Annotated in this window: 18 protein-coding genes; 13 read left to right on the top strand and 5 right to left on the bottom strand. The window is 64.9% G+C overall.

Features of this window, described 5'->3' with window-relative positions; translation table 11 throughout:
* Positions 1–84: 84 nt before the first annotated feature.
* From E3T51_RS08590 to E3T51_RS08580, 3 genes are all read left to right on the top strand, one after another.
* A complete protein-coding gene (locus tag E3T51_RS08590) occupies positions 85–1044 on the top strand; it encodes an alpha-ketoacid dehydrogenase subunit beta (RefSeq protein ID WP_241989242.1) in 960 nt (319 codons plus the stop codon).
* Complete coding sequence (locus tag E3T51_RS08585; RefSeq protein ID WP_134529488.1) at positions 1041–2417, top strand: dihydrolipoamide acetyltransferase family protein; 1377 nt, start codon at positions 1041–1043, stop codon at positions 2415–2417. Before E3T51_RS08590 ends, E3T51_RS08585 begins: the two co-directional genes overlap by 4 nt.
* Before the next feature lie 204 nt (positions 2418–2621).
* Positions 2622–3284 (top strand): 4a-hydroxytetrahydrobiopterin dehydratase, encoded by a 663-nt coding sequence (locus E3T51_RS08580; protein WP_134529487.1) that lies wholly within the window; start codon positions 2622–2624, stop codon positions 3282–3284.
* 16 nt (positions 3285–3300) lie between these two features.
* On the opposite strand, the gene E3T51_RS08575 is transcribed toward E3T51_RS08580, so the two are convergent.
* Positions 3301–3900: an SACE_7040 family transcriptional regulator gene (locus tag E3T51_RS08575; protein WP_134529486.1), complete on the bottom strand. Its 600-nt coding sequence runs from the start codon at positions 3898–3900 to the stop codon at positions 3301–3303.
* Positions 3901–4011: 111 nt separating this feature from the next.
* On the opposite strand from E3T51_RS08575, the gene E3T51_RS08570 reads away from it, so the two are divergent.
* The 5 genes from E3T51_RS08570 to E3T51_RS08550 are packed head-to-tail and all read left to right on the top strand — an operon-like array spanning position 4012 to position 10275.
* Positions 4012–5619 (top strand): carboxyl transferase domain-containing protein, encoded by a 1608-nt coding sequence (locus E3T51_RS08570; protein WP_134529485.1) that lies wholly within the window; start codon positions 4012–4014, stop codon positions 5617–5619.
* 14 nt (positions 5620–5633) lie between these two features.
* Complete coding sequence (locus E3T51_RS08565) at positions 5634–7673, top strand: ATP-binding protein (RefSeq protein WP_134529484.1); 2040 nt, start codon at positions 5634–5636, stop codon at positions 7671–7673.
* Positions 7670–8836 carry an acyl-CoA dehydrogenase family protein gene (locus E3T51_RS08560; RefSeq protein ID WP_134529483.1) on the top strand — a complete coding sequence of 389 codons (1167 nt, stop codon included), beginning with the start codon at positions 7670–7672 and terminating at the stop codon, positions 8834–8836. The genes E3T51_RS08565 and E3T51_RS08560 overlap by 4 nt, the downstream gene beginning before the upstream one ends.
* A 21-nt stretch (positions 8837–8857) precedes the next feature.
* Positions 8858–9355, top strand: a complete 498-nt coding sequence (locus E3T51_RS08555; protein ID WP_134529482.1) for a MaoC family dehydratase — start codon at positions 8858–8860, stop codon at positions 9353–9355.
* Positions 9352–10275 carry an HpcH/HpaI aldolase/citrate lyase family protein gene (locus E3T51_RS08550; protein WP_134529481.1) on the top strand — a complete coding sequence of 308 codons (924 nt, stop codon included), beginning with the start codon at positions 9352–9354 and terminating at the stop codon, positions 10273–10275. Before E3T51_RS08555 ends, E3T51_RS08550 begins: the two co-directional genes overlap by 4 nt.
* A gap of 102 nt (positions 10276–10377) precedes the next feature.
* Here the strand turns inward: E3T51_RS08550 and E3T51_RS08545 are convergent, their stop codons facing one another.
* A complete protein-coding gene (locus tag E3T51_RS08545) occupies positions 10378–10878 on the bottom strand; it encodes a glutathione peroxidase (protein WP_134529480.1) in 501 nt (166 codons plus the stop codon).
* 296 nt (positions 10879–11174) lie between these two features.
* Between E3T51_RS08545 and E3T51_RS08540 the strand changes: the two genes are divergently transcribed.
* Positions 11175–11393 carry a hypothetical protein gene (locus tag E3T51_RS08540; RefSeq protein ID WP_134529479.1) on the top strand — a complete coding sequence of 73 codons (219 nt, stop codon included), beginning with the start codon at positions 11175–11177 and terminating at the stop codon, positions 11391–11393.
* Positions 11394–11668: 275 nt separating this feature from the next.
* Entirely contained in the window at positions 11669–13354 is a 1686-nt protein-coding gene (locus tag E3T51_RS08535) for a ribonuclease J (protein WP_104192331.1), read from the top strand.
* A 69-nt stretch (positions 13355–13423) separates the two neighbouring features.
* Here the strand turns inward: E3T51_RS08535 and E3T51_RS08530 are convergent, their stop codons facing one another.
* Positions 13424–15037 carry a peptide chain release factor 3 gene (locus tag E3T51_RS08530; protein ID WP_134529478.1) on the bottom strand — a complete coding sequence of 538 codons (1614 nt, stop codon included), beginning with the start codon at positions 15035–15037 and terminating at the stop codon, positions 13424–13426.
* Positions 15038–15365: 328 nt separating this feature from the next.
* On the opposite strand from E3T51_RS08530, the gene E3T51_RS08525 reads away from it, so the two are divergent.
* A complete protein-coding gene (locus E3T51_RS08525) occupies positions 15366–16385 on the top strand; it encodes an aldo/keto reductase (protein ID WP_241989235.1) in 1020 nt (339 codons plus the stop codon).
* Positions 16386–16392: 7 nt separating this feature from the next.
* On the opposite strand, the gene E3T51_RS08520 is transcribed toward E3T51_RS08525, so the two are convergent.
* Positions 16393–16983: a TetR/AcrR family transcriptional regulator gene (locus E3T51_RS08520; protein WP_104192333.1), complete on the bottom strand. Its 591-nt coding sequence runs from the start codon at positions 16981–16983 to the stop codon at positions 16393–16395.
* Between the two features lie 211 nt (positions 16984–17194).
* On the opposite strand from E3T51_RS08520, the gene E3T51_RS08515 reads away from it, so the two are divergent.
* Both E3T51_RS08515 and E3T51_RS08510 read left to right on the top strand, forming a co-directional pair.
* On the top strand, positions 17195–18538 hold the full coding sequence (locus E3T51_RS08515; protein WP_134529477.1) for a M16 family metallopeptidase: 1344 nt from the start codon (positions 17195–17197) through the stop codon (positions 18536–18538).
* 67 nt (positions 18539–18605) lie between these two features.
* Positions 18606–19208 (top strand): histidine phosphatase family protein, encoded by a 603-nt coding sequence (locus E3T51_RS08510; protein ID WP_134529476.1) that lies wholly within the window; start codon positions 18606–18608, stop codon positions 19206–19208.
* Here E3T51_RS08510 and E3T51_RS08505 read toward each other — a convergent pair.
* Entirely contained in the window at positions 19205–19732 is a 528-nt protein-coding gene (locus E3T51_RS08505; protein ID WP_134529475.1) for a GNAT family N-acetyltransferase, read from the bottom strand. The two genes, E3T51_RS08510 and E3T51_RS08505, sit on opposite strands and share 4 nt — an antisense overlap.
* Positions 19733–19744: the final 12 nt, after the last annotated feature.

The raw sequence follows: 19744 nt of genomic DNA, 5'->3' as shown, positions 1-19744 counted from the left end.
CTGATGACCCCGGCAACCGTGTCAACGGTTCCCGGCCTCAACGCGCCACAACCTATCCCGCTCAGCGAGACCAAAACCCTCACCATGGGCAAGGCCATCAACGAGGGTCTGCGCCAGGCCATGCTCGACGACCCCAGGGTGGTACTGCTGGGTGAGGATATCGGAGCCCTCGGCGGAGTCTTTCGGGTGACGAGCGACCTGCTCGCCCAGTTCGGGGCTCGCCGGGTCATCGACACCCCGCTCGCTGAATCCGCGATCATCGGCACCGCCGTCGGCCTCGCCTATCGCGGCTACCGCCCGGTCTGTGAGATTCAGTTCGACGGCTTCATCTTTCCCGGCTTCGACCAGATCGTCAGCCAGGTCGCCAAGTTCCACTACCGCACCCAGGGCGCCGTGCGCATGCCGATCACTATCCGGGTGCCGTTCGGCGGTGGAATCGGAGCGGCCGAACACCACTCCGAATCGCCAGAGGCTTACTTCACCCATACCTCCGGCCTTCGAGTCATCGCCGTCTCCAACGCCCAGGACGCCTACAGTCTTATTCGGCAGGCCATCGCGAGCGACGACCCGGTGCTCTACTTCGAGCCCAAGCGCCGCTACCACGTCAAGGGCGAGGTCGTGCCGGAGCTCGGGCTCTCGATGGAGCAGGCCGTCATCGTGCGCCCGGGAACGGACGTCACACTCCTTGCCTACGGAGCGCTCGTGACGACCGCGCGGGACGCGGCGCTCGCCGCTTTCGACGAGGGCATCTCGATCGAGGTCATCGACCTGCGGTCGCTGTCACCGGTGGATTATGCGGTGGTGGAGGCATCCGTTCGTAAAACCGGGCGACTTGTCGTGACGCACGAGGCGGCGCAGTCGGGCGGACTCGGCGGCGAGATCATCGCAACCGTCACCGAACGCTGCTTCAGCTACCTGGAGTCGGCCCCGGTGCGGGTCACCGGTTTTGATGTGCCGTACCCGCCAGCCAAGCTGGAAAGCTATCACCTGCCCGACCTCGACCGCATTCTCGACGGTGTCGACCGGGTCATGGGGCGCCGATGATCAAGGTATTCAAGCTGCCCGACCTCGGTGAGGGTCTCACCGAAAGCGAGATTGTGGCCTGGCTCGTCGCGCCGGGCGATGCGGTCACGCTCAACCAGCACATCGCGGACGTGGAAACGGCCAAGGCCGTCGTCGAGTTGCCAAGCCCGTTTGCCGGGGTCGTTCGCGTGTTGCACCAGCCGGCCGGGGTGGTCGTGCATGTCGGTGAACCGATTGTCTCCTTCGACATCGGCGGCGCCGATGAGCCCACAGTTTCGACGCCGAAAGCGGATGCTGTGGCTCCGGCCGAGCAGCGCGAGGCCAATCTGGTCGGCTATGGCCCCGCCGTCGAGCGCAACGGACACCCCCAGCGTCGTGCCCGAACGGGCGCCCGTGATGCGTCGGTGCCCGCAGCATCCGTCGAACCACCCGCCGCGCCCGCCGCAGCATCCGTCGAACCACCCGCCACGGCAGCCACCGGCGAGAGACCGCGCTCGACGCCGCCGGTCCGCGCCCTGGCCCGTGACCTCGGGATTGACCTCTATACGGTCACGGGAACCGGAAAGGACGGCCTGATCACGCGTGATGATGTTCGCGCTCGTATCACCGAGTCAGTGCCGGCACCCGACCGGCACGGGGCCAGGTTACCCGGTGTGACGACCACCCAGCCGGCCATGAGCCTCGGCGACGCTGTGCGCGAGACCCGCTCACCGATCAAGAGCCTGCGCAAACTCACGGCGGCCGCCATGGTGCAGAGCGCGTTCACCGCGCCACACGTAACCGAGTTTCTCACCATCGACGTCACCCCGACCGTCGAACTGCTCGATTCCCTCCGCGCCGACCGGCAGTTCGCCGACGCGGGCATCGGCATTCTCGCCGTGGTGGCCAAGGCACTCTGCCTGGCCGTGGGCCGCACGCCGTCGCTGAACACCCGGTGGGATGAGCCAGCCGGCGAGATCGTGCAGTTTCACCACGTGAACCTCGGCGTCGCTGCCGCAACCCCGCGCGGGCTGCTCGTGCCAAACATCGTCGACGCTGACCGACTCGACCTGCGCGGCCTCGCTGCGGCGCTCGCCGACCTCACGACGGCAGCGCGGGCCGGCACAACGACCCCGGCGGCACTGTCCGGCGGCACCATCACCATCACCAATATCGGAGTGTTCGGCATCGACGCCGGCACGCCCATTTTGAATCCGGGGGAGGCGGCGATTCTCGCGATGGGCGCCATCCGCTCTCGGCCGTGGGAGTATCGCGGCGAGGTCGCGCTGCGCAAGGTGCTCACGCTCAGCCTGTCGTTCGACCACCGACTGGTCGACGGCGAGCAGGGTTCGCGCTTTCTCGCCGACATCGGCACGATCCTCGCCGACCCGGCCCGCGTGCTGACCATGGTCTAGCCCCTCCTCACCATCCATAGGTCTGCCACCGGGCCAGCACCAGTCGTCCCCGCCCCCTTCTCGCGCATAACTCCTGCAATTTGTAAGACCGCCCAAAAAGTGCCGCGGAATTTTGCAGCAGCCAGGTTTTGGTTCTGCAGATTGCAGGAGTTGTGCACCAGACGGGCGATTGACCGGGGCGCGTAGGCGTAGCAGAGTTGAGGCATGAACCCTCAAGGCGCACTCCTCGCTCCCTTTGCGACGAAGAAACAGCTGGCGGGCACCGCTTTCGTGCATCTCGACGGATGCCTGCATGCCACGTTTCGCACCAAAGACTTCGCATCCGCCCTCGAACTGGTCAATCGTGTCGGCGAGGCCGCCGAGGCGCTGAATCACCATCCCGACGTGCGCCTGGGCTACGGGGCCGTGTCGCTCGTGCTGACCTCGCACGATGCCGGGGGAGTCACCGTGCGCGATCTCGAGCTCGCGGCCCGGGTGCAGCAGATCGCCGACACCCTCGGTGCCACTGCGCGTCCGGCGCGGCCCACGCGCTACGACATTGCGATCGACTGCACCGACGCGGATGCCGTGCGTCCATTCTGGCGGGTCGGGCTCGGCTACATCGAGATCACCGGCGACGATGGAGTAGAACTCGTCGACCCACGGGGCCTCGCCCCCAAGGTGTGGTTCCAGCACATGGAAATCGCCCGCGCCGATCGCAACCGCATTCACCTGGACGTCTACGTCCCCAGTGACGACGCCGAAGACCTGGTCGAGGCGGTGCTTGAGGTTGGCGGGGTGCTGCTCTCTGACGAGCACGCCCCCGACTGGTGGGTGCTCGCCGACGTAGAGGGCAACGAGCTCTGCGTCTGCACCGCCGCGTTCTGACCGTTCGCGCGGGCCATTACGCGGCCGGCAGGCCGAGAGCGGCGAGGGCCATCTCCTCGAGCAGGGTGCGCACGGCGGTGTGCGAGGATGCACGGGCGCTGTGCGGCGTTGAGTTGAGCAGCCCAAAGGTCGCGTGGGCTCGAATGCGGAGCAGCGCCTCGTTGACCGCAGGGTGCACCCGATGCAAAACCTCGACCCACAGTTCCACGTACTCGCGCTGCAGCAGCCGCACCCGATGCCGGTCCGACTCCGCGAGGCTGTCCAGGTCGCGGTCCTGTACGCGGATCACCTCGGGGTTCGACAGCGCGAAGTCAACGTGGAAGCGCACGAGGTCGCCCAGGGCGGCCGCGGCATCCGTTGTCTCCGTCACAACGGTTTGGCCACCGGCGACCAGATCCTCGCTCACATCGATGAGCAGCGCGGCGAGCACGGCCTGTTTGCCGTTGAAGTGACGGTAAACCGCCGGCCCGCTCACCCCAACGGCCGCGCCAAGATCTTCGATCGAGACCCCGTTGAATCCGGACTGGGCGAAGAGCGTAGCTGCGGCGCTGAGCAGGGCCGAGCGTCGCTCAGCTTTGGCTCGACTCCGCGGCGTCGCTTCGATCGGTGCGCTCATGCGAGCCTCCACTGGACATTTCAGTTAATCCTTACTAACCTGAATTTCAGTTAGTAAACATTAACTGTAGTTGATGCCGGGCCCTCCGGCATCGCCAAAGGGAAGATGTCGATGGAGACACTCGCGAGTCAGCTCGATTCCTCTGCTCAGACGTTCCGGAGCAATGATGCTGCCCAGCGACAGCTCGTCGCCGACCTGAAGCAGCGCCTCGCCACGGCCGCGCTCGGCGGGCCGGAGAAGTCCCGACAGCGCCACCTCGCCCGTGGCAAGCTGCTGCCCCGCGAGCGCATTGACCAATTGCTCGACGACGGCAGTCCGTTCCTCGAGATCGCACCGCTGGCCGCGACCGGTCTCTACAATGACGACAGTCCGGGAGCGGGCGTCATCGCCGGCATCGGCCTCGTGCACGGGCGCTTCGTGCTCGTGATCTCCAACGACGCCACCGTCAAGGGCGGCACCTATTACCCGATGACGGTGAGAAAGCACTTGCGAGCCCAGGAGATCGCCTTTGAGAACCGCCTGCCCTGCGTGTACCTCGTCGACTCCGGGGGAGCCTTTCTGCCCCTGCAGGACGAGGTCTTCCCCGACCGTGACCACTTCGGCCGCATCTTCTACAACCAGGCACGGATGTCCGCGGCCAAGATCCCGCAGATCGCCTCGGTAATGGGATCGTGCACCGCGGGCGGTGCCTACGTTCCCGCCATGAGCGACGAGACCGTGATCGTGCGGAACCAGGGCACCATCTTTCTCGGCGGCCCGCCCCTCGTAAAGGCCGCAATCGGCGAAATCATCACCGCCGAGGAGCTCGGCGGCGGTGAACTTCACGCCCGCGTCTCCGGCGTCACCGACCACCTCGCCGAAAACGATGAGCACGCCCTGCAAATCGTGCGCGACATCGTCTCGACCCTTCCTCGTGCCGACACCCCGGCGTGGAGTGTGATCCCGACTGTTGACCCGGTCGCCGACGAGAGCGAACTCTACGGAGCCGTCCCCGTCGACGTGCAGGGCCAGTACGACGTGCACGAGGTGATCGCGCGCATCACCGACGGCAGCGAATTCCACGAATTCAAGCGCGAATACGCCACCACGCTCGTGACCGGGTTCGCGCATATCCACGGCCACCCGGTGGGAATCGTCGCCAACAACGGCATCCTGTTCGCCGAATCTGCGCAGAAGGGCGCCCACTTCATCGAGCTCTGTGACCAGCGCGGAATTCCGCTCGTCTTTCTGCAGAACATCTCCGGTTTCATGGTAGGCCAGGCAGCTGAAGCCGGCGGCATCGCCAAGCACGGGGCCAAAATGGTCACCGCGGTCGCGACGGCCCGCGTGCCTAAACTCACGGTGGTGATCGGCGGCTCCTTTGGCGCCGGCAACTACTCCATGTGCGGCCGCGCCTATTCGCCCCGCTTCCTCTGGATGTGGCCGGGCAGCCGCATTTCCGTGATGGGTGGCCCGCAGGCGTCCTCCGTGCTCGCTACCGTCAAGCGCGAGCAGATCGAGGGGGGCGGAGACTCCTGGTCGGCCGCGGCCGAGACAGCCTTCAAAGACCCGATCCTCGAAAAGTACGAGCAGCAGGGCAGCCCCTACTATTCCACCGCTCGGCTGTGGGACGACGGCGTCATCGACCCCGCCGACACCCGCACGGTGCTCGGTCTTGCCCTCGCCGTGTGTGCCGCCGCGCCGCTCGGCAAGTCCGCCTTCGGCCTCTTCCGAATGTGAGTGAGACGATTTCCATGACATTTGACACCGTTCTGGTCGCCAATCGCGGCGAAATTGCCTGCCGCATCATCCGCACTCTGCGCGAGCGGGGCATCCGCTCTATCGCCGTGTATAGCGACGCAGACCGTGACGCTCGGCACGTGTCGCTGGCGGATACCGCGGTGCGCCTCGGCGGCGCCGCACCGGCGGACAGCTACCTCAATATCGAAGCCGTTCTGGCCGCTGCGGCCCGAACCGGTGCCCAGGCCATCCACCCCGGCTACGGATTTCTCAGCGAGAACCAGGTGTTCGCGCAGGCCTGCGCCGACGCCAAAATCGTGTTCATCGGCCCGAGTGTGCACGCGCTGAACACGATGGGCGACAAAATCCGCTCGAAGAACCACGTGGCCGGCTACGGGGTGCCGATCATCCCCGGGGTGGCGCAGCCCGGCCTCAGCAACGAGCAGCTCATCGCGGCAGCCGTCGACGTGGGGTATCCGATGCTCATCAAGCCCTCAGCCGGTGGCGGCGGCAAGGGCATGCACGTGGTGGAACGCTCTGAAGACCTGCCCGCCACCCTCGAAACCGCACGGCGCGTCGCTAAGAGCGCCTTCGGTGATGACACCCTGCTGCTCGAACGGCTCGTGGCCACCCCGCGGCACATTGAGGTGCAGATACTCGCCGACAATCACGGCGCCGTCATTCACCTCGGCGAGCGTGAATGCTCGCTGCAGCGTCGGCACCAGAAAGTCATCGAGGAGGCACCCTCCCCTTTGCTCGATGCGGCGACTCGCGCCCGCATCGGCGAGGCGGCCTGCGCCGCCGCCCGAAGCGTGGGCTACAGCGGCGCTGGAACCGTGGAATTTTTGGTCTCCGCAGCCGCTCCCGACGAATTCTTTTTCATGGAGATGAACACCCGCCTGCAGGTTGAACACCCGGTCACCGAGCTGGTCACCGGCCTCGACCTGGTGCACTGGCAGTTGCGCATCGCGGCGGGAGAGCCGCTCACGGTCAGTCAAGCGGATGTATGCCTCACAGGGCATGCAATCGAGGCGCGGGTCTACGCGGAGAACCCCGCGCGGGGCTTCCTGCCGACCAGCGGCACCGTGCTGCAGCTGCACGAGGCCAAGGGTGAGGGGGTGCGGGTTGACAGCTCGCTGACTCCCGGCCTCACGATCGCCTCCCACTACGACCCGATGCTGGCCAAGGTGATCGCCTGGGCTCCCACCCGGCTTGAGGCGTTGAACCGTCTCGACCGGGCACTCGCCGACACCGTCGTGCTCGGTGTGCACACCAACACCGAATATCTTCGGCTGCTGCTGGCGGATGCCGATGTGCGCGCCGGCCGCCTCGACACCGGTTTGATCGAACGCAAGCTCCCCGACCTCAGCTTTCGCGAAGCCGACGGGCACGTCCTCGCCGCCGCAGCGCTGTTCCTGCACCGACTCGCCGGGTCCATCGTCGCCGGCGCGAACGATGTGTGGACGCGGCCGAGCGGGTGGCGGCTGGGTTCGCCGCATCCCGTGCGCTACTCGCTGGGGCTGAGCGCGACCGAGGCCGTGGAGGTGCGGGTAGTCGGAAAGTCGCAGGCGGCATCCGTTTCGATCGGTGACAGCCCGGCCGTACCAGCCGGACTCACGCCGATCATCGGCCGCCGGGGCGCGTTTCGTGTCGATTACGACGGCGAGACCCGGGTGTTCGCCATCGAACAGTCCGGGGCGCGGGTATACATCGGCGCCGACGGATTCTCGTTCGACCTGCAACACCGTGCTCGGGCCGAACAGCTCGCGGAACACCTTGCGAGCCGGGGTCGCGTGCCAGGAATGGTCAGCCCAGACGTACGCTCGCCAATGCCCGGCACTGTCATCGCGGTGCACTCCGTCACCGGCGACGTGGTCGCGGCCGGCCAGACCATCCTCGTGGTCGAGGCCATGAAGATGGAGCACAAACTCGTGGCTGCCACGGCCGGCCGCGTCACCGTGAACCTCAAAACCGGTGACCTCGTGGCCCTCGACCAGATCGTCGCCACGATCAGTACCACCGCAACCATCTCAGAAAAGGAAGATTCAGAATGACCTACGAACTCAACCCCGAATACCAGGCCCTGAGCGACACGGTTCGAGCCTTCGCCGATAACGTTGTCGCACCGGCCGCCTACGAGTACGACACGAAGCGCAGCCTGCCCTATGGCATCATCGCCCAGATGGGGGAGATGGGCTTGTTCGGACTGCCGTTTCCCGTGGAGTACGGCGGCCAGGGCAAGGACTACTTCGCGCTCTGCCTCGCCGTGGAGCAGCTGGCCCGTGCCGACCAGAGCATCGCCGTCACCCTCGAGGCCGGAGTGGGCCTGGGCATAATGCCGGTGTTCCGCAGCGGCACCGAGGAGCAGAAGCAGGAGTGGGTTCCTCGCCTGGCGAGTGGCTCGGCGCTCGCCGCGTTCGGCCTGACCGAAGCGGATGCCGGCTCAGACGCCGCGGGCACCAAGACCACCGCCGAGCTCACGGGCGGCGAATGGGTGATCAACGGCACGAAGCAGTTCATCACCAACTCGGGGTCGGACATTACCCGCCTTGTGACGGTGACCGCGGTTACGGGGGAGTCCACTCGCCCAGACGGTTCCATCAAGAAAGAACTCACCGCCATTCTGGTGCCGACCCCGACCCCCGGCTTCACGGCCCTCCCGCCGTACGACAAGGTGGGCTGGCACACCTCAGACACCCATCCGCTCGTGTTCGACAACGTGCGCGTACCCGAGGCGAATCTGCTCGGCGAACGCGGCCGTGGCTTCGCCAACTTCGTACAGACCCTCGATGAGGGCCGCATCGCCTTCGCCGCGCTCTGCACCGGCGCGGCGCAGGGCTGCCTCGAAGAGTCGATCCGCTACGCGAACAGCCGCAATGTCTTCGGCCGCTCGATCGGCTCCAACCAGCACATCGCGTTCAAGATCGCCCGGATGCAGGCACGCGTTCACACCGCGCGCCTCGCCTACTACGACGCTGCATTGAAAATGATCAACGGCAAATCCTTCAAAATGGAGGCCTCGATCGCCAAGATGGTCGGCAGTGAAGCGGCTATGGACAATGCCCGCGATGCCACGCAGATCTTTGGCGGATACGGCTTTCTGAACGAGAATCCGGTCGCGCGGCACTATCGTGATTCCAAGGTGCTCGAGCTTGGCGAGGGCACAACCGAGGTACAGCTCATGGTCATCTCGCGGGCCCTGGGATTCGCCGGCTGACCAGTGATTGAGGAGAAGCGGATGACCGACCCCGGTACGCCCGACCGCCACCCGGTGCGCCAGCGCGGTCTCTACTTCGAGGAGTTTGACCTCGATGCGCTCTATCAACACCGCCCCGGTCGCACCGTGACCGAGGCCGACAACGTGCTGTTCACGACGATGACCATGAACACGCAGGCGTTGCATCTCGACGCAGCCTGGTCAGCCACCCAGCCGTTCGGCGAACGTCTGGTCAATTCCATGTTCACCCTCTCGACCATGGTCGGCAGCTCGGTCGCGCAATTGACCCAGGGCACGATCGTGGCGAACCTGGGATTTGCGGCCGTGACGTTTCCGCATCCGCTGCACCACGGGGACACCCTCTACTCGGAGAGCATCGTCACCGACAAACGGCTGTCGAAAAGCCGCCCCGGTCAGGGCATCATCACGCTCGAACACACCGGACGCAACCAGGACGGTGTCGTGGTGGGCACGGCCGTGCGCACCGTGCTGGTCTGGTGCCGGGACGCCGCGCAATGAGCGGCACGTTCGACGGCGACCCGTTCGGTGGGGAAGCGTACGACTCGGACTTCGACCCGGCCGGCCCCGATCCGTTCGACGAGAGTCCTGCCGGGCTCAGCCCCTTCACCCCGGCGCCGTTCACGCTCGGTCCGGCCCTGCTGTTCTGCCCGGCCGACCGGCCAGAACGCTATGCGAAGGCGGTCGAGCGCGCCGACGCCGTCATCCTCGACCTGGAAGACGCCGTCGCGCCCGAGGATCGGGCCGCTGCGCGGCGCGCGCTGATCGAGCATCCGCTTGAGGCGGCCCGCACGATCGTGCGCATCAATTCGGCCGACACGACCGATTTCGCACTCGACCTGGCCGCGCTCGAGCGCACAGAATACCGCGACATCATGCTCGCTAAAACTGTCAGCTCCGGCCAAGTCGAACGCCTCGCACAGTTCCGGGTGATCGCCCTGTGCGAAACCGCCGCCGGCGTCGTCTCAGCGACGGAGATTGCCGCCGCCCGTAATGTTGTCGCGCTCATGTGGGGCGCCGAAGATCTCGTCGCCTCGCTCGGTGGTACCTCGAGCCGGTTTGCCGACGGTCGCTACCGTGATGTTGCCCGCTATGCACGTTCCCAGGTGTTGTTGGCCGCGCGAGCCCACGACAAGGCCGCGATCGATGCCGTACATTTGGACATCACCGACACGGCCGGCCTGAGTAATGAGGCAGCGGATGCCGTCGCGAGCGGCTTTAGCGCCACCGCATGCATCCACCCCAGCCAGGTTGAGGTCATTCGCACCGCTTACCAGCCGACCGCCGCCGAAGTGGACTATGCCCTCGGACTGCTCGAGGCCGCAGCGAGTGCCCGGGGTGTCTTCCAGCATGAAGGTCGCATGATCGATGGCCCGGTTCTGCGCCACGCCGAGGCCGTGCTGCGCCGGGCCGCCCGCTGAAATACCGGGCCGCCCGCTGAAGTTCTCCGGGCCATGTTATGAACGCGGGCCCAGTTTACAAACTGGGCCCACAGACGGGGCCCCGTCCAAGAAATGTGCGAATCAGGCGGCCTTGGCGGCCAGCACCTTTTTGATCGCGGCGACGATCTCGGTCGATTCCGGCTCTACCGCGGAGGCGAAGCGGTCCACGATCTCGCCGGTCGGTGTCACCAGAAACTTCTCGAAGTTCCACTTGATCAAACCGGGCAGCAGGCCCCGCTTGAACTTGGTTAACTGGGCGTAGAGCGGATGCTGGTGCTTGCCCCGCACATCGACCTTGGCCGTCATCGGAAAGGTCACCCCGTAGGTCATGCCGCAAAATTGCGCGATGTCTGTTTCAGTGCCGGGTTCCTGGCCCATGAACTGGTTGCTCGGTAATCCGAGCACGACCAGCCCGTCGTTCGCGTAACGCTGATAGAGGGCTTCCAAACCGGCGTACTGCGGGGTGAAACCGCACTTTGATGCCACGTTGACGACGAGAACCGTTTTTCCTTCAAAGGCGCCGAAGGTGGTGTCCGTTCCATCAATGAGGGTGAGGGGAATGTCGTACAGCGCAGAAGTCATTCGAAAACAGTATCGATGCTGAATCCAAGCTGCCTGCACAGTCCCTGTGTAGATCGTGCGTTTCCCCCACCGAGTGACACGGTCACGTAGTCTTATACAATCTGAGAAGTCATGGCGGTCCACTATCGGACCCGGATTTCTCAGCTCGCGCGGCGCAGCGCATACTTCCCGCCGAACGGGCCAACACCCCAGCTTCACTCGAACCAGTTCCCCCAGAACGAGTTGGAGTGATCTGTGACGAGTCATTGCTCTGGATCCCTGTCGGCATCCGTCATATAGATCGCACCAGGAGCACCATGAATTCTTACGTATCGCACACCAGCGACAGCACGATCCGTCCCAACGAGTACATTTCCCAGAGCGTTGGTCGAGCGGCCACGGGGAGCGGGTACGTCAGCGGAACGGCGGAGCACCGTGACGCCGGCGAGTACGTGTCGCACCCCACGGCAACCGCGCCGGCACGCGTCGCACAGCCGCAGATGGCTGGCAGTAGGCACATGGCCGCGGCGGCGTAACGCGCCGCGGTTCGGTTGCTACCGAAATCGACAAAAGGGACTCCGCTTAGCGGAGTCCCTTTTGTCGTATTCGGTGCCGGCACCGGTGGCATCGAAATGCTGTTGTCGACGCGCCGGTAGACTACACACGTGCCCGGCCGGTATTTTGCTTGCCCGCCAGACACGACACGAGGTACGCGTATGCGCAAAAGCCCCTCAACGCTGGCTTTCCGCATGTCCGATCTCGGTCCCCACACACCTGGACATGCATTACCGCAGACAACGAAATGAGATTCATGAATAACCACTACCTCGACCTGAGCACTCCGCCGGCACTGCCGGCTCGCGGCATGCGTATCATCCCGCTTGGTGGCCTCGGCGAGATCGGCCGCAACATGACCGTCTTCGAGCACAAGGGAAAGCTGCTCATCATCGACTGCGGCGTACTCTTCCCCGAAGACAACCAGCCCGGCATCAACGTCATCCTGCCCGACTTCACGGCCATCCGGGATCGCCTGCAGGACATCGAGGCCATCGTGCTCACGCACGGCCACGAAGACCACATTGGCGCCGTCCCCTACCTGCTCAAGGAACGCGGCGACATTCCCGTCATCGGCTCCAAGCTCACCCTGGCCTTCCTCGCCGCCAAGCTGCAGGAGCACCGCCTCAGCCAGAACTTCATTGAGGTGAAGGAAGGCGAACGTCGCACCGTTGGCCAATTCGACCTCGAATTCATCGCCGTCAACCACTCCATCCCCGACGGCCTGGCCATCGCGATCCGCACCGAAGCCGGCCTCGTGCTTGCCACCGGTGACTTCAAGATGGACCAGTTCCCGCTCGACAAGCGCCTCACCGACCTCGGTGCCTTCGCACGCCTCGCCGAAGAGGGCGTCGACCTGTTCATGACGGACTCGACCAACGCCGAGGTTCCCGGCTTCACCACCGCCGAGAAGGACATTGGACCGGCGATCGACACCGTGTTCCGTACCTCCCCGCGCCGCATCATCGTGTCGAGCTTCGCAAGCCACGTACACCGCATCCAGCAGGTCATCGACGCTGCCGTCAAGCACAACCGCAAGGTGGCCTTCGTCGGCCGTTCGATGGTGCGCAACATGGGAATCGCGAGTGAACTCGGCTACCTCAACATTCCCAAGAATCTGCTCGTGGACATGAAGGCGCTCGAACGCATGAAGGACGACAAGGTCGTTCTCATCTGCACCGGTTCGCAGGGCGAGCCGATGGCCGCACTCTCGCGCATGGCCAACCGTGAGCACGTCATCAAGATCGGTGAGGGCGACACCGTGCTGCTTGCGAGCTCGCTGATCCCCGGTAATGAGAACTCCATCTATCGCGTCATCAACGGCCTGATCCGTTGGGGCGCCAACGTCGTGCACAAGGGCAACGCCAAGGTGCACGTCTCCGGCCACGCCAGCGCCGGCGAGCTCGTCTACTGCTACAACATCGTCAAGCCCGTCAACGTCATGCCGATCCACGGCGAATGGCGTCACCTCACGGCTAACGCCGACCTCGCGATCGCGACCGGCGTACCTTCGGACAACGTCATCGTCGTCGAAGACGGCGTCGTTGTGGACCTCATCGACGGCCACGCCAAGGTCACCGGCCGGGTCGTCGCCGACTACATCTTCGTCGACGGCATGACTGTCGGCGGGGCATCCACTGCCGCGATGGAAGACCGTCGCAAGCTCGCCGAGGACGGTACCATCACCATCCTCGGAATCCTCAACGCCAAGACCGGCACGCTCTCCGAGCCCGTCGAATTCCTGGCCCGCGGATTCGTGCACGACGACGAGTGGGTCAAGGGCGCGACCAAGGTCATCGATGAGGCTATGAAGGCCGCGAACCGTATCAAGATCGTCGATGGCGCCGAGCTCGAAGACCTGTTCACGCAGTCGGTGAGCCGCTGGATGAACCGCAAGTACCGTCGCAGCCCGGTCATCACCTCCGTGGTCGTCGACGCGTAACCAGCACCGACAGAACGAGAAAGGCCGCATCCTCCACGAGGATGCGGCCTTTCTTTTTCATCGAAGAAGTTACATGAAGTCCTCGGCTGTGGCGTTTGCGATGTCGATCAGCACGAGCTTCGGGTTCTCCTTGATAATCGCCTGCAGGCGCCACGGCGTGCTGAACAGGGCGAGCAGCGTGCCGTCGGAGCGGGTGAACACTTCCACCTGGCGGGTTCCAGCAAGCACGAGTGCGCTCTCCTTGTCGGTCTTGCGGGCCACCTGGTAGGGAAGCGCCTCCATGCGAATGTCGGCATGAAAATCGTGCACCATGCGGTCCTCGACGACCTCGAACTGCATCGGTCCGACGGCTCCGAGCACCGGTGCCTGCTCGCCGCGCACCTCGGAGCGCATCACCTGGATGATGCCCTCATGGTCGAGCTGGTCGATGCCACGGCGAAACTGCTTGTGCTTGCTGCTGTCGACCGGGCGAATGGCCCGAAAGTGTTCGGGGGAGAACAACGGGAGCGGCGGAAACTCCACGCGCTCGTCTTCGAAGATCGAGTCGCCCACGCGCAGCGCCGACGCGTTCACCAGCCCGACGATGTCGCCCGGCCAGGCCTGGTCGGTGACGGTGCGCTCCTTGCCGAAGAGCTGCTGGGCGTATTTGGTGGCAAAGGGGCGACCGGTTGCCGCGTGGGTGACGACCATGCCACGTCGAAATTCGCCGGAGCAGACGCGCACGAAGGCCACGTGGTCGCGGTGCGCCGAGTTCATCCCGGACTGCACCTTGAAGACGAAACCGGAGAACGGCGACGTGACCTTGCGCGGGTTGCCGTCGATGTCGATGCGGGCTTCGGCGGGCGGTGCGAACTCGACCAGGGTGTCGAGCAGCTGCTGCACCCCAAAGTTTGCTACGGCGGCGCAGAACAGCACCGGGGTGGTCTGCCCGTCGAGGAACAGCTCGGAGTCGTGATTCTGGGACTCCGCGTCGAGTAGTTCAGATTCTTCGACAGCGGATGCCCAGGCCGGGCCCTCCTCGAGCGCCGCGTCGGCCGCGTCCAGCCGTACCGATTCGGCCACGGTCGCCCCGCCCGCGGTGCGGGTATAGCGCAGAAAATCGCCCGAGCGGCGGTCGAGCACGCCGCGCAGGTCGCCGGCTTCGCCGACCGGCCAGTTCAGCGGGGTCGGCAGCAGTCCGGTGCGGGTTTGGATCTCATCCATCAGGGCCAGGGGAGTGTCGCCGGGGCGGTCCCATTTGTTGATGACGGTAATGACGGGAAGCCCGCGCTGCTTGCAGACCGCGAACAGCTTCATCGTCTGCGGCTCGAGGCCCTTGGCCGCGTCGACGAGCATGACTGCGGCATCCACCGCGGACAGCACTCGAAACGTGTCTTCGGAGAAGTCGGCGTGGCCGGGGGTATCAACCAGATTGATCACGGCGTCGTGGTATTCGAACTGGATCGCCGCGCTCGTGACCGAAATTCCCCGGGCCTTCTCCATCTCCATCCAGTCCGAGACGGTGCCGCTGCGACCGGCCTTGCCGTGCGTGGCGCCGGCCGAGGTGATCGCGCGGGCGTGCAACAGCAAAGCTTCGGTCAGGGTGGACTTGCCGGCGTCGGGGTGGGAGATCACGGCGAAGGTGCGGCGACGCAGAGCCTCGCGGGGAACCTGGGGGTTGGGCACGTCGGCGACGGTGGTCATAGCTGCTTTCCTGCGGCTGATTCGGGCAGGATACCTCGCCGACCGACCGATTGATCTATTCGATGGAAGGCGGCCCAGGGCGGATGTGCACCTGCACAGGCAGCCCAGTTTTCGCGCAACCGCCAGTCTAACAAATCGAGAACGTGTCAGCTGGCAACCGACAGCCAGTGCCCCCTATTCGGCCGCCACCGACGTACATTTTGGTAACGGTTTAGCGTGCCGCCGAGAAAATGTCAGTGGCCTCGCCTAAGGTCAGGCACAGAGCAATTTATCAAGAAAAAACCCGGCAGAGACAAATGGTCGGGCGAGCACCCCGGAGGAGAACGCAATGCCCCGACAGGTTGTCTCGTCTTCGCTCGACGCGATGTCAGTCGCCCTTTCGCGGCCAGCCGAAACCGACCAGGCAGAGACCACGGTCGGTGCGGACCCGGTTCGGCGGCAAATTGCGGGAACAGAGCTGCGCGTGCATCCACTGGCCCTCGGCTGCAACGCCTTCGGCTGGACAGCGACGGGTGAAGCGTCCAAAGCCATTCTCGACGCGCACCGCGATTTCGGCGGCAACTTTCTCGACACCGCCGACAGTTTCGCGGCCGGGCGCAGCGAAGTGATTATCGGTTCGTGGCTGCGGTCTCGAGGTGCTCGGGCCGAGACTGTTCTGGCCACCAAAATCGGCCGAAATCTTGACAATCCCGGGCTGACGCAGCGCAGCATCGTCGCCGCCGTCGAAGCCAGCCTCGTGCGGCTCGGCACCGACTACCTCGACCTGCTCTACTTTCACTTCGACGACAAAACCGTCGCCCTCGAAGAGAGCCTCGTTGCGGTGGATGTTCTCATGCGCGCCGGCAAGGTGCGCTACCTCGGTGCAAGCAACTTCTCCGCGGAACGCCTCATGGAAGCCCGGGTGCTGTCCGCCCTCGGCCTGCCCAAGTTCGTCGCCGCCGAAACGCCGTACAACCTCGTGCATCGCGCCGAACTCGAAAAAGACGTCGCGGTCGTCGCCCGCGCCCAACATCTCGCGCTGATGCCCGGTTTTGCCCTGGCCCACGGTTTTCTAGCCGGTGCTTTTCGCACGAAGGCGGATGTCGCCGGTACCGCCCGCGGACAACTCGCCAAGGTGTACCTCAACCGTCGCTCGCTGCGCGTACTGGCCGTTGTCGATCGTATTGCCGCCGCGCAGGGCGCAGCGCCGGCGTCGATCGCCTTGGCCTGGCTGCTCGCCCGGCCCGACGTGGTGGCACCGGTTGCCGGAGCAGGGGAGGCCGATCAGGTGCAGTCCCTGGTCGCGGCGGCGGGCATCCGTCTTGGCCGCAATGACCTGCTCGATCTCGACCGGGTATCGGCCGACTAGGAGCTGGTTAGGCGCCGGACTCGTCGAGCACACGCTGGATCGCGCGCAGTAGGGCGGTGTGGGCGCCGATCGGGTCGCCGAGGTTCGCGCCGGCAAAGGCGCCGTCGCGGGCGAGGAAGAAATCATCGGCGGCGTCTCCGGGCCGGGCATGGCCCATCCCGCGGAACATGTCCTCGATCGACCGGCCGTACCAGTCGCGATGCGCAGAAACGGCCTGGCGCACGGGGTGGGCCGGGTCGGTGAACTGAGCGGCCGCGTTGATAAACGGACAGCCGTGGAAGCCTCCGCGAATGACCTGGGCGGAGATCTCATTCACGACGCCGCGCAGCCGCTGTTCCGGGGTGTCACAATTTGTGTCGAGGCTGGCGAGAAAATCGCGTGCCATACGGTCCCGGCCCTGAAGGTAGACAACGATGAGAGCGTCCTTCGAGCGGTAGTACTTGTAAAAGGTTGCTTTGGTGACCTTCGACTCGCTGATGATGCGGTCCACACCCACGGTGTGTACACCCTCGGTGTAGAACAAACGGTCGGCAGTGGCGAGGATACGCAGCTTGGCGTGCGTCGCCGGCCGAACAGCGTCAGGTGTCAGCGTTGTCATGCGTCACTCCTTCAGTAGGGGTCCGCGAGCGGTCCCGCATGAGCGCAGATCCGGCGTATTCCCGGAGGGCTCCCAGACTGTAACACACCGTAGACAGACCAGTCTGGTGTAATCGGCCGCACGGACCGTTCCGGTCGAACTGGGGGTAGGTTGGCGAGTTGGCACACGGGCGCCAGCAGCCCTGATCGCGTCTTGTAAGCTTGCTGTTGATATGAACGGTGCCGTCGACTTTCCCCTAGACCAGGCCGAACTCTCGTTTCGGGCCGCCGGTGATGCACTGGTGCGTCGCACCGTACTGCCGAGCGGCGTGCGCATCCTGAGCGAGCAGGTGCCGGGTGCCCGCAGCCTCACCATCGGATATTGGGTAGCAGTCGGTTCCCGCGACGAACAACCGGGTCACTTCGGCTCCACTCATTTTCTCGAACACCTGTTGTTCAAGGGCACGTCAACGCGATCCGCTCTTGACATTGCCATCTCTTTTGACGCGGTTGGCGGCGAGCACAACGCTATGACCGCCAAGGAATACACCTGCTACTACGCCAAGGTGCAAGACCGCGACCTCGGTATGGCCATTGACGTTCTCACCGACATGCTGACCTCCTCAAAACTGGATGCCGGTGAATTCGAAACCGAACGCGGCGTCATTCTCGAGGAACTCGCCATGGCTGATGACGACCCGGCCGACGTTGCCAATGAACGATTCTTCGAAGCGGTGCTGGGGAAGCATCCGCTGGGCCGTCCCATCGGCGGCAGCGCAGACGACATTCGTGGTGCCTCCCGCACGGCCGTGTGGGAGCACTACCAGGCCAACTATCGCCCGCAAGACCTTGTCGTCACGGTCGCCGGCGCCGTCGACCACGACTCGCTGGTCGCCGCCGTTACCCGCGCCCTCGAACGTTCCGGCTGGGACCTTAGTATTCCCCAGATTCCGGTCAGCCGTCGGGGTGGCGTACCAGCCGAGATTCACCAGGGCCAGGCCCTGACCATCGTTAAACGTCCGCTGGAACAGGCGAACCTGCTGCTCGGCATGCCCGGTCTGCTGGCGACCGACGACCGCCGCGTCACGATGAGCGTGCTCACCTCGATATTTGGTGGGGGAATGTCGAGCCGGCTTTTTCAGGAAGTGCGGGAGAAGCGCGGACTGGCCTATTCGGTCTACTCGTTCGCGCCCGGCTACTCGGATGCGGGACTGTTCGGTATGTATGCCGGATGCACGCCGGCCAAGGCCGGCCAGGTCGCCGAACTCATGCTCAGCGAACTGCACCGCCTCGCTGATGGCGGTGTCACCGACGACGAGATGAGGCGGGCGTCTGGCCAGCTGAGTGGAGCGTCGGCCCTCGCGTTGGAAGACTCGGACACCCGAATGTCTCGGCTGGGCCGCTCCGAGATAACCCTCGGCGAGTTCGCTGATCTCGATGAAGCGCTGCGCCGCCTTGCGCGGGTCACGCCGGTCGACGTGCAGGAGCTCGCCGCCGAACTCGTGAGCGGCCCCGTGTCAATCTCCGCTGTCGGTGCCCTTGATGACGACGCGTTCACGGCTATTCTTCCGAGCTGACCGGCCGCGACCCAGTCTCCTGCACGTTCCGGCCCGGCCGGATTCCCGCACTGTGAAATGGACAATGATGCCCCAGTACATCTACCTGGTACGCCACGGCGAACAACAGGATGCCGAACACGGCCTGCACGACGGCCCGTTGTCACCGCGCGGCAAACGCCAGGCGCTGTTGATCGCCGATCGTTTGAGTGGAGTTCCGTTTACCGGGGCGTGGCACTCGCCGCTGCAGCGGGCCGCCGAAACCGCCACCATTATGGCGGAACGGCTTCCGGCGCTGCACAGCGAGTCGTCGGCATTGCTGTTCGACTGCATTCCCTCTGGTCGGGCGGCTGAGACACCGTCGGCCTACGACCCGTTTTTCGGCTCTGTCACCGAAGACGAGATCGCGGCGGGCCGTGCACAGATGGAAGATGCCGTCGCTGAATTTCTGCAACCCCGCCGCAGCCAGCGGCACGACCTGCTGATCACCCACAATTTTGTAATCGCGTGGTTTGTTCGAGAGGTGCTCGGTGCTCCCGACTGGCGCTGGGTTGGAATCAACCAGGCCAATTGTGGTCTCACCGTGCTGCAGCAAAAAACAGGCCGACCGTGGACGCTCGTCACGCACAACGACCTGGGCCACTTGCCGGTGGAGCTACGTACCGGGCTGCCGGAACCGCTGATGTTCTAAGGTCGCACTGGCGGGCTGTAGCTATTTGTGCTGAGCCGTTTGCGATACCAGTGCGTCGCATTGGGGTTGTCGTTGTACGAGGGAATGCTCGTATACCCGCTGCTGTGATAGAGCGCCTCGGCGGTGGAGAGGCTTGCGTTCGTGTCGAGCACCGTTTCGGCGACGCCGAGGTCCCGCGCCCTGCTCTCCAGCTCGGCCAGCAGCATCCGCCCCCAGCCGCGCCCGCGGGCGCGCGGCTGGATCCATAAATGCTTGACCTCGAAGCAGACCGGTTCGCTTTCGGCGGTGTCCAGCCGACGGATGCCTCCGCACCCGACATACGCGCCGCCAGAGTCGTCTCCCGCCTGGCCATCGAGTACCACGAGGAACACGCCCCGTGGCGGCACGAATTGCTCCGCGACTGGATAGGTCGGGTGGTAGGTGCCGTGGGATTGTCGAAACGCCAGTTCAGGGCTGCAGAAGTATTCGGTGAGCAGAGCGTGGGCGGCGGCATCCGCTAGCGACACGGAGTGAAACTGGGGCATCTGCCTAGGCTA

The sequence above is a fragment of the Cryobacterium serini genome, from assembly GCF_004404025.1.
GTDB classification, from domain to species: Bacteria; Actinomycetota; Actinomycetes; order Actinomycetales; family Microbacteriaceae; genus Cryobacterium; species Cryobacterium serini.
This window is presented reverse-complemented; position numbering and strand designations above follow the sequence as displayed.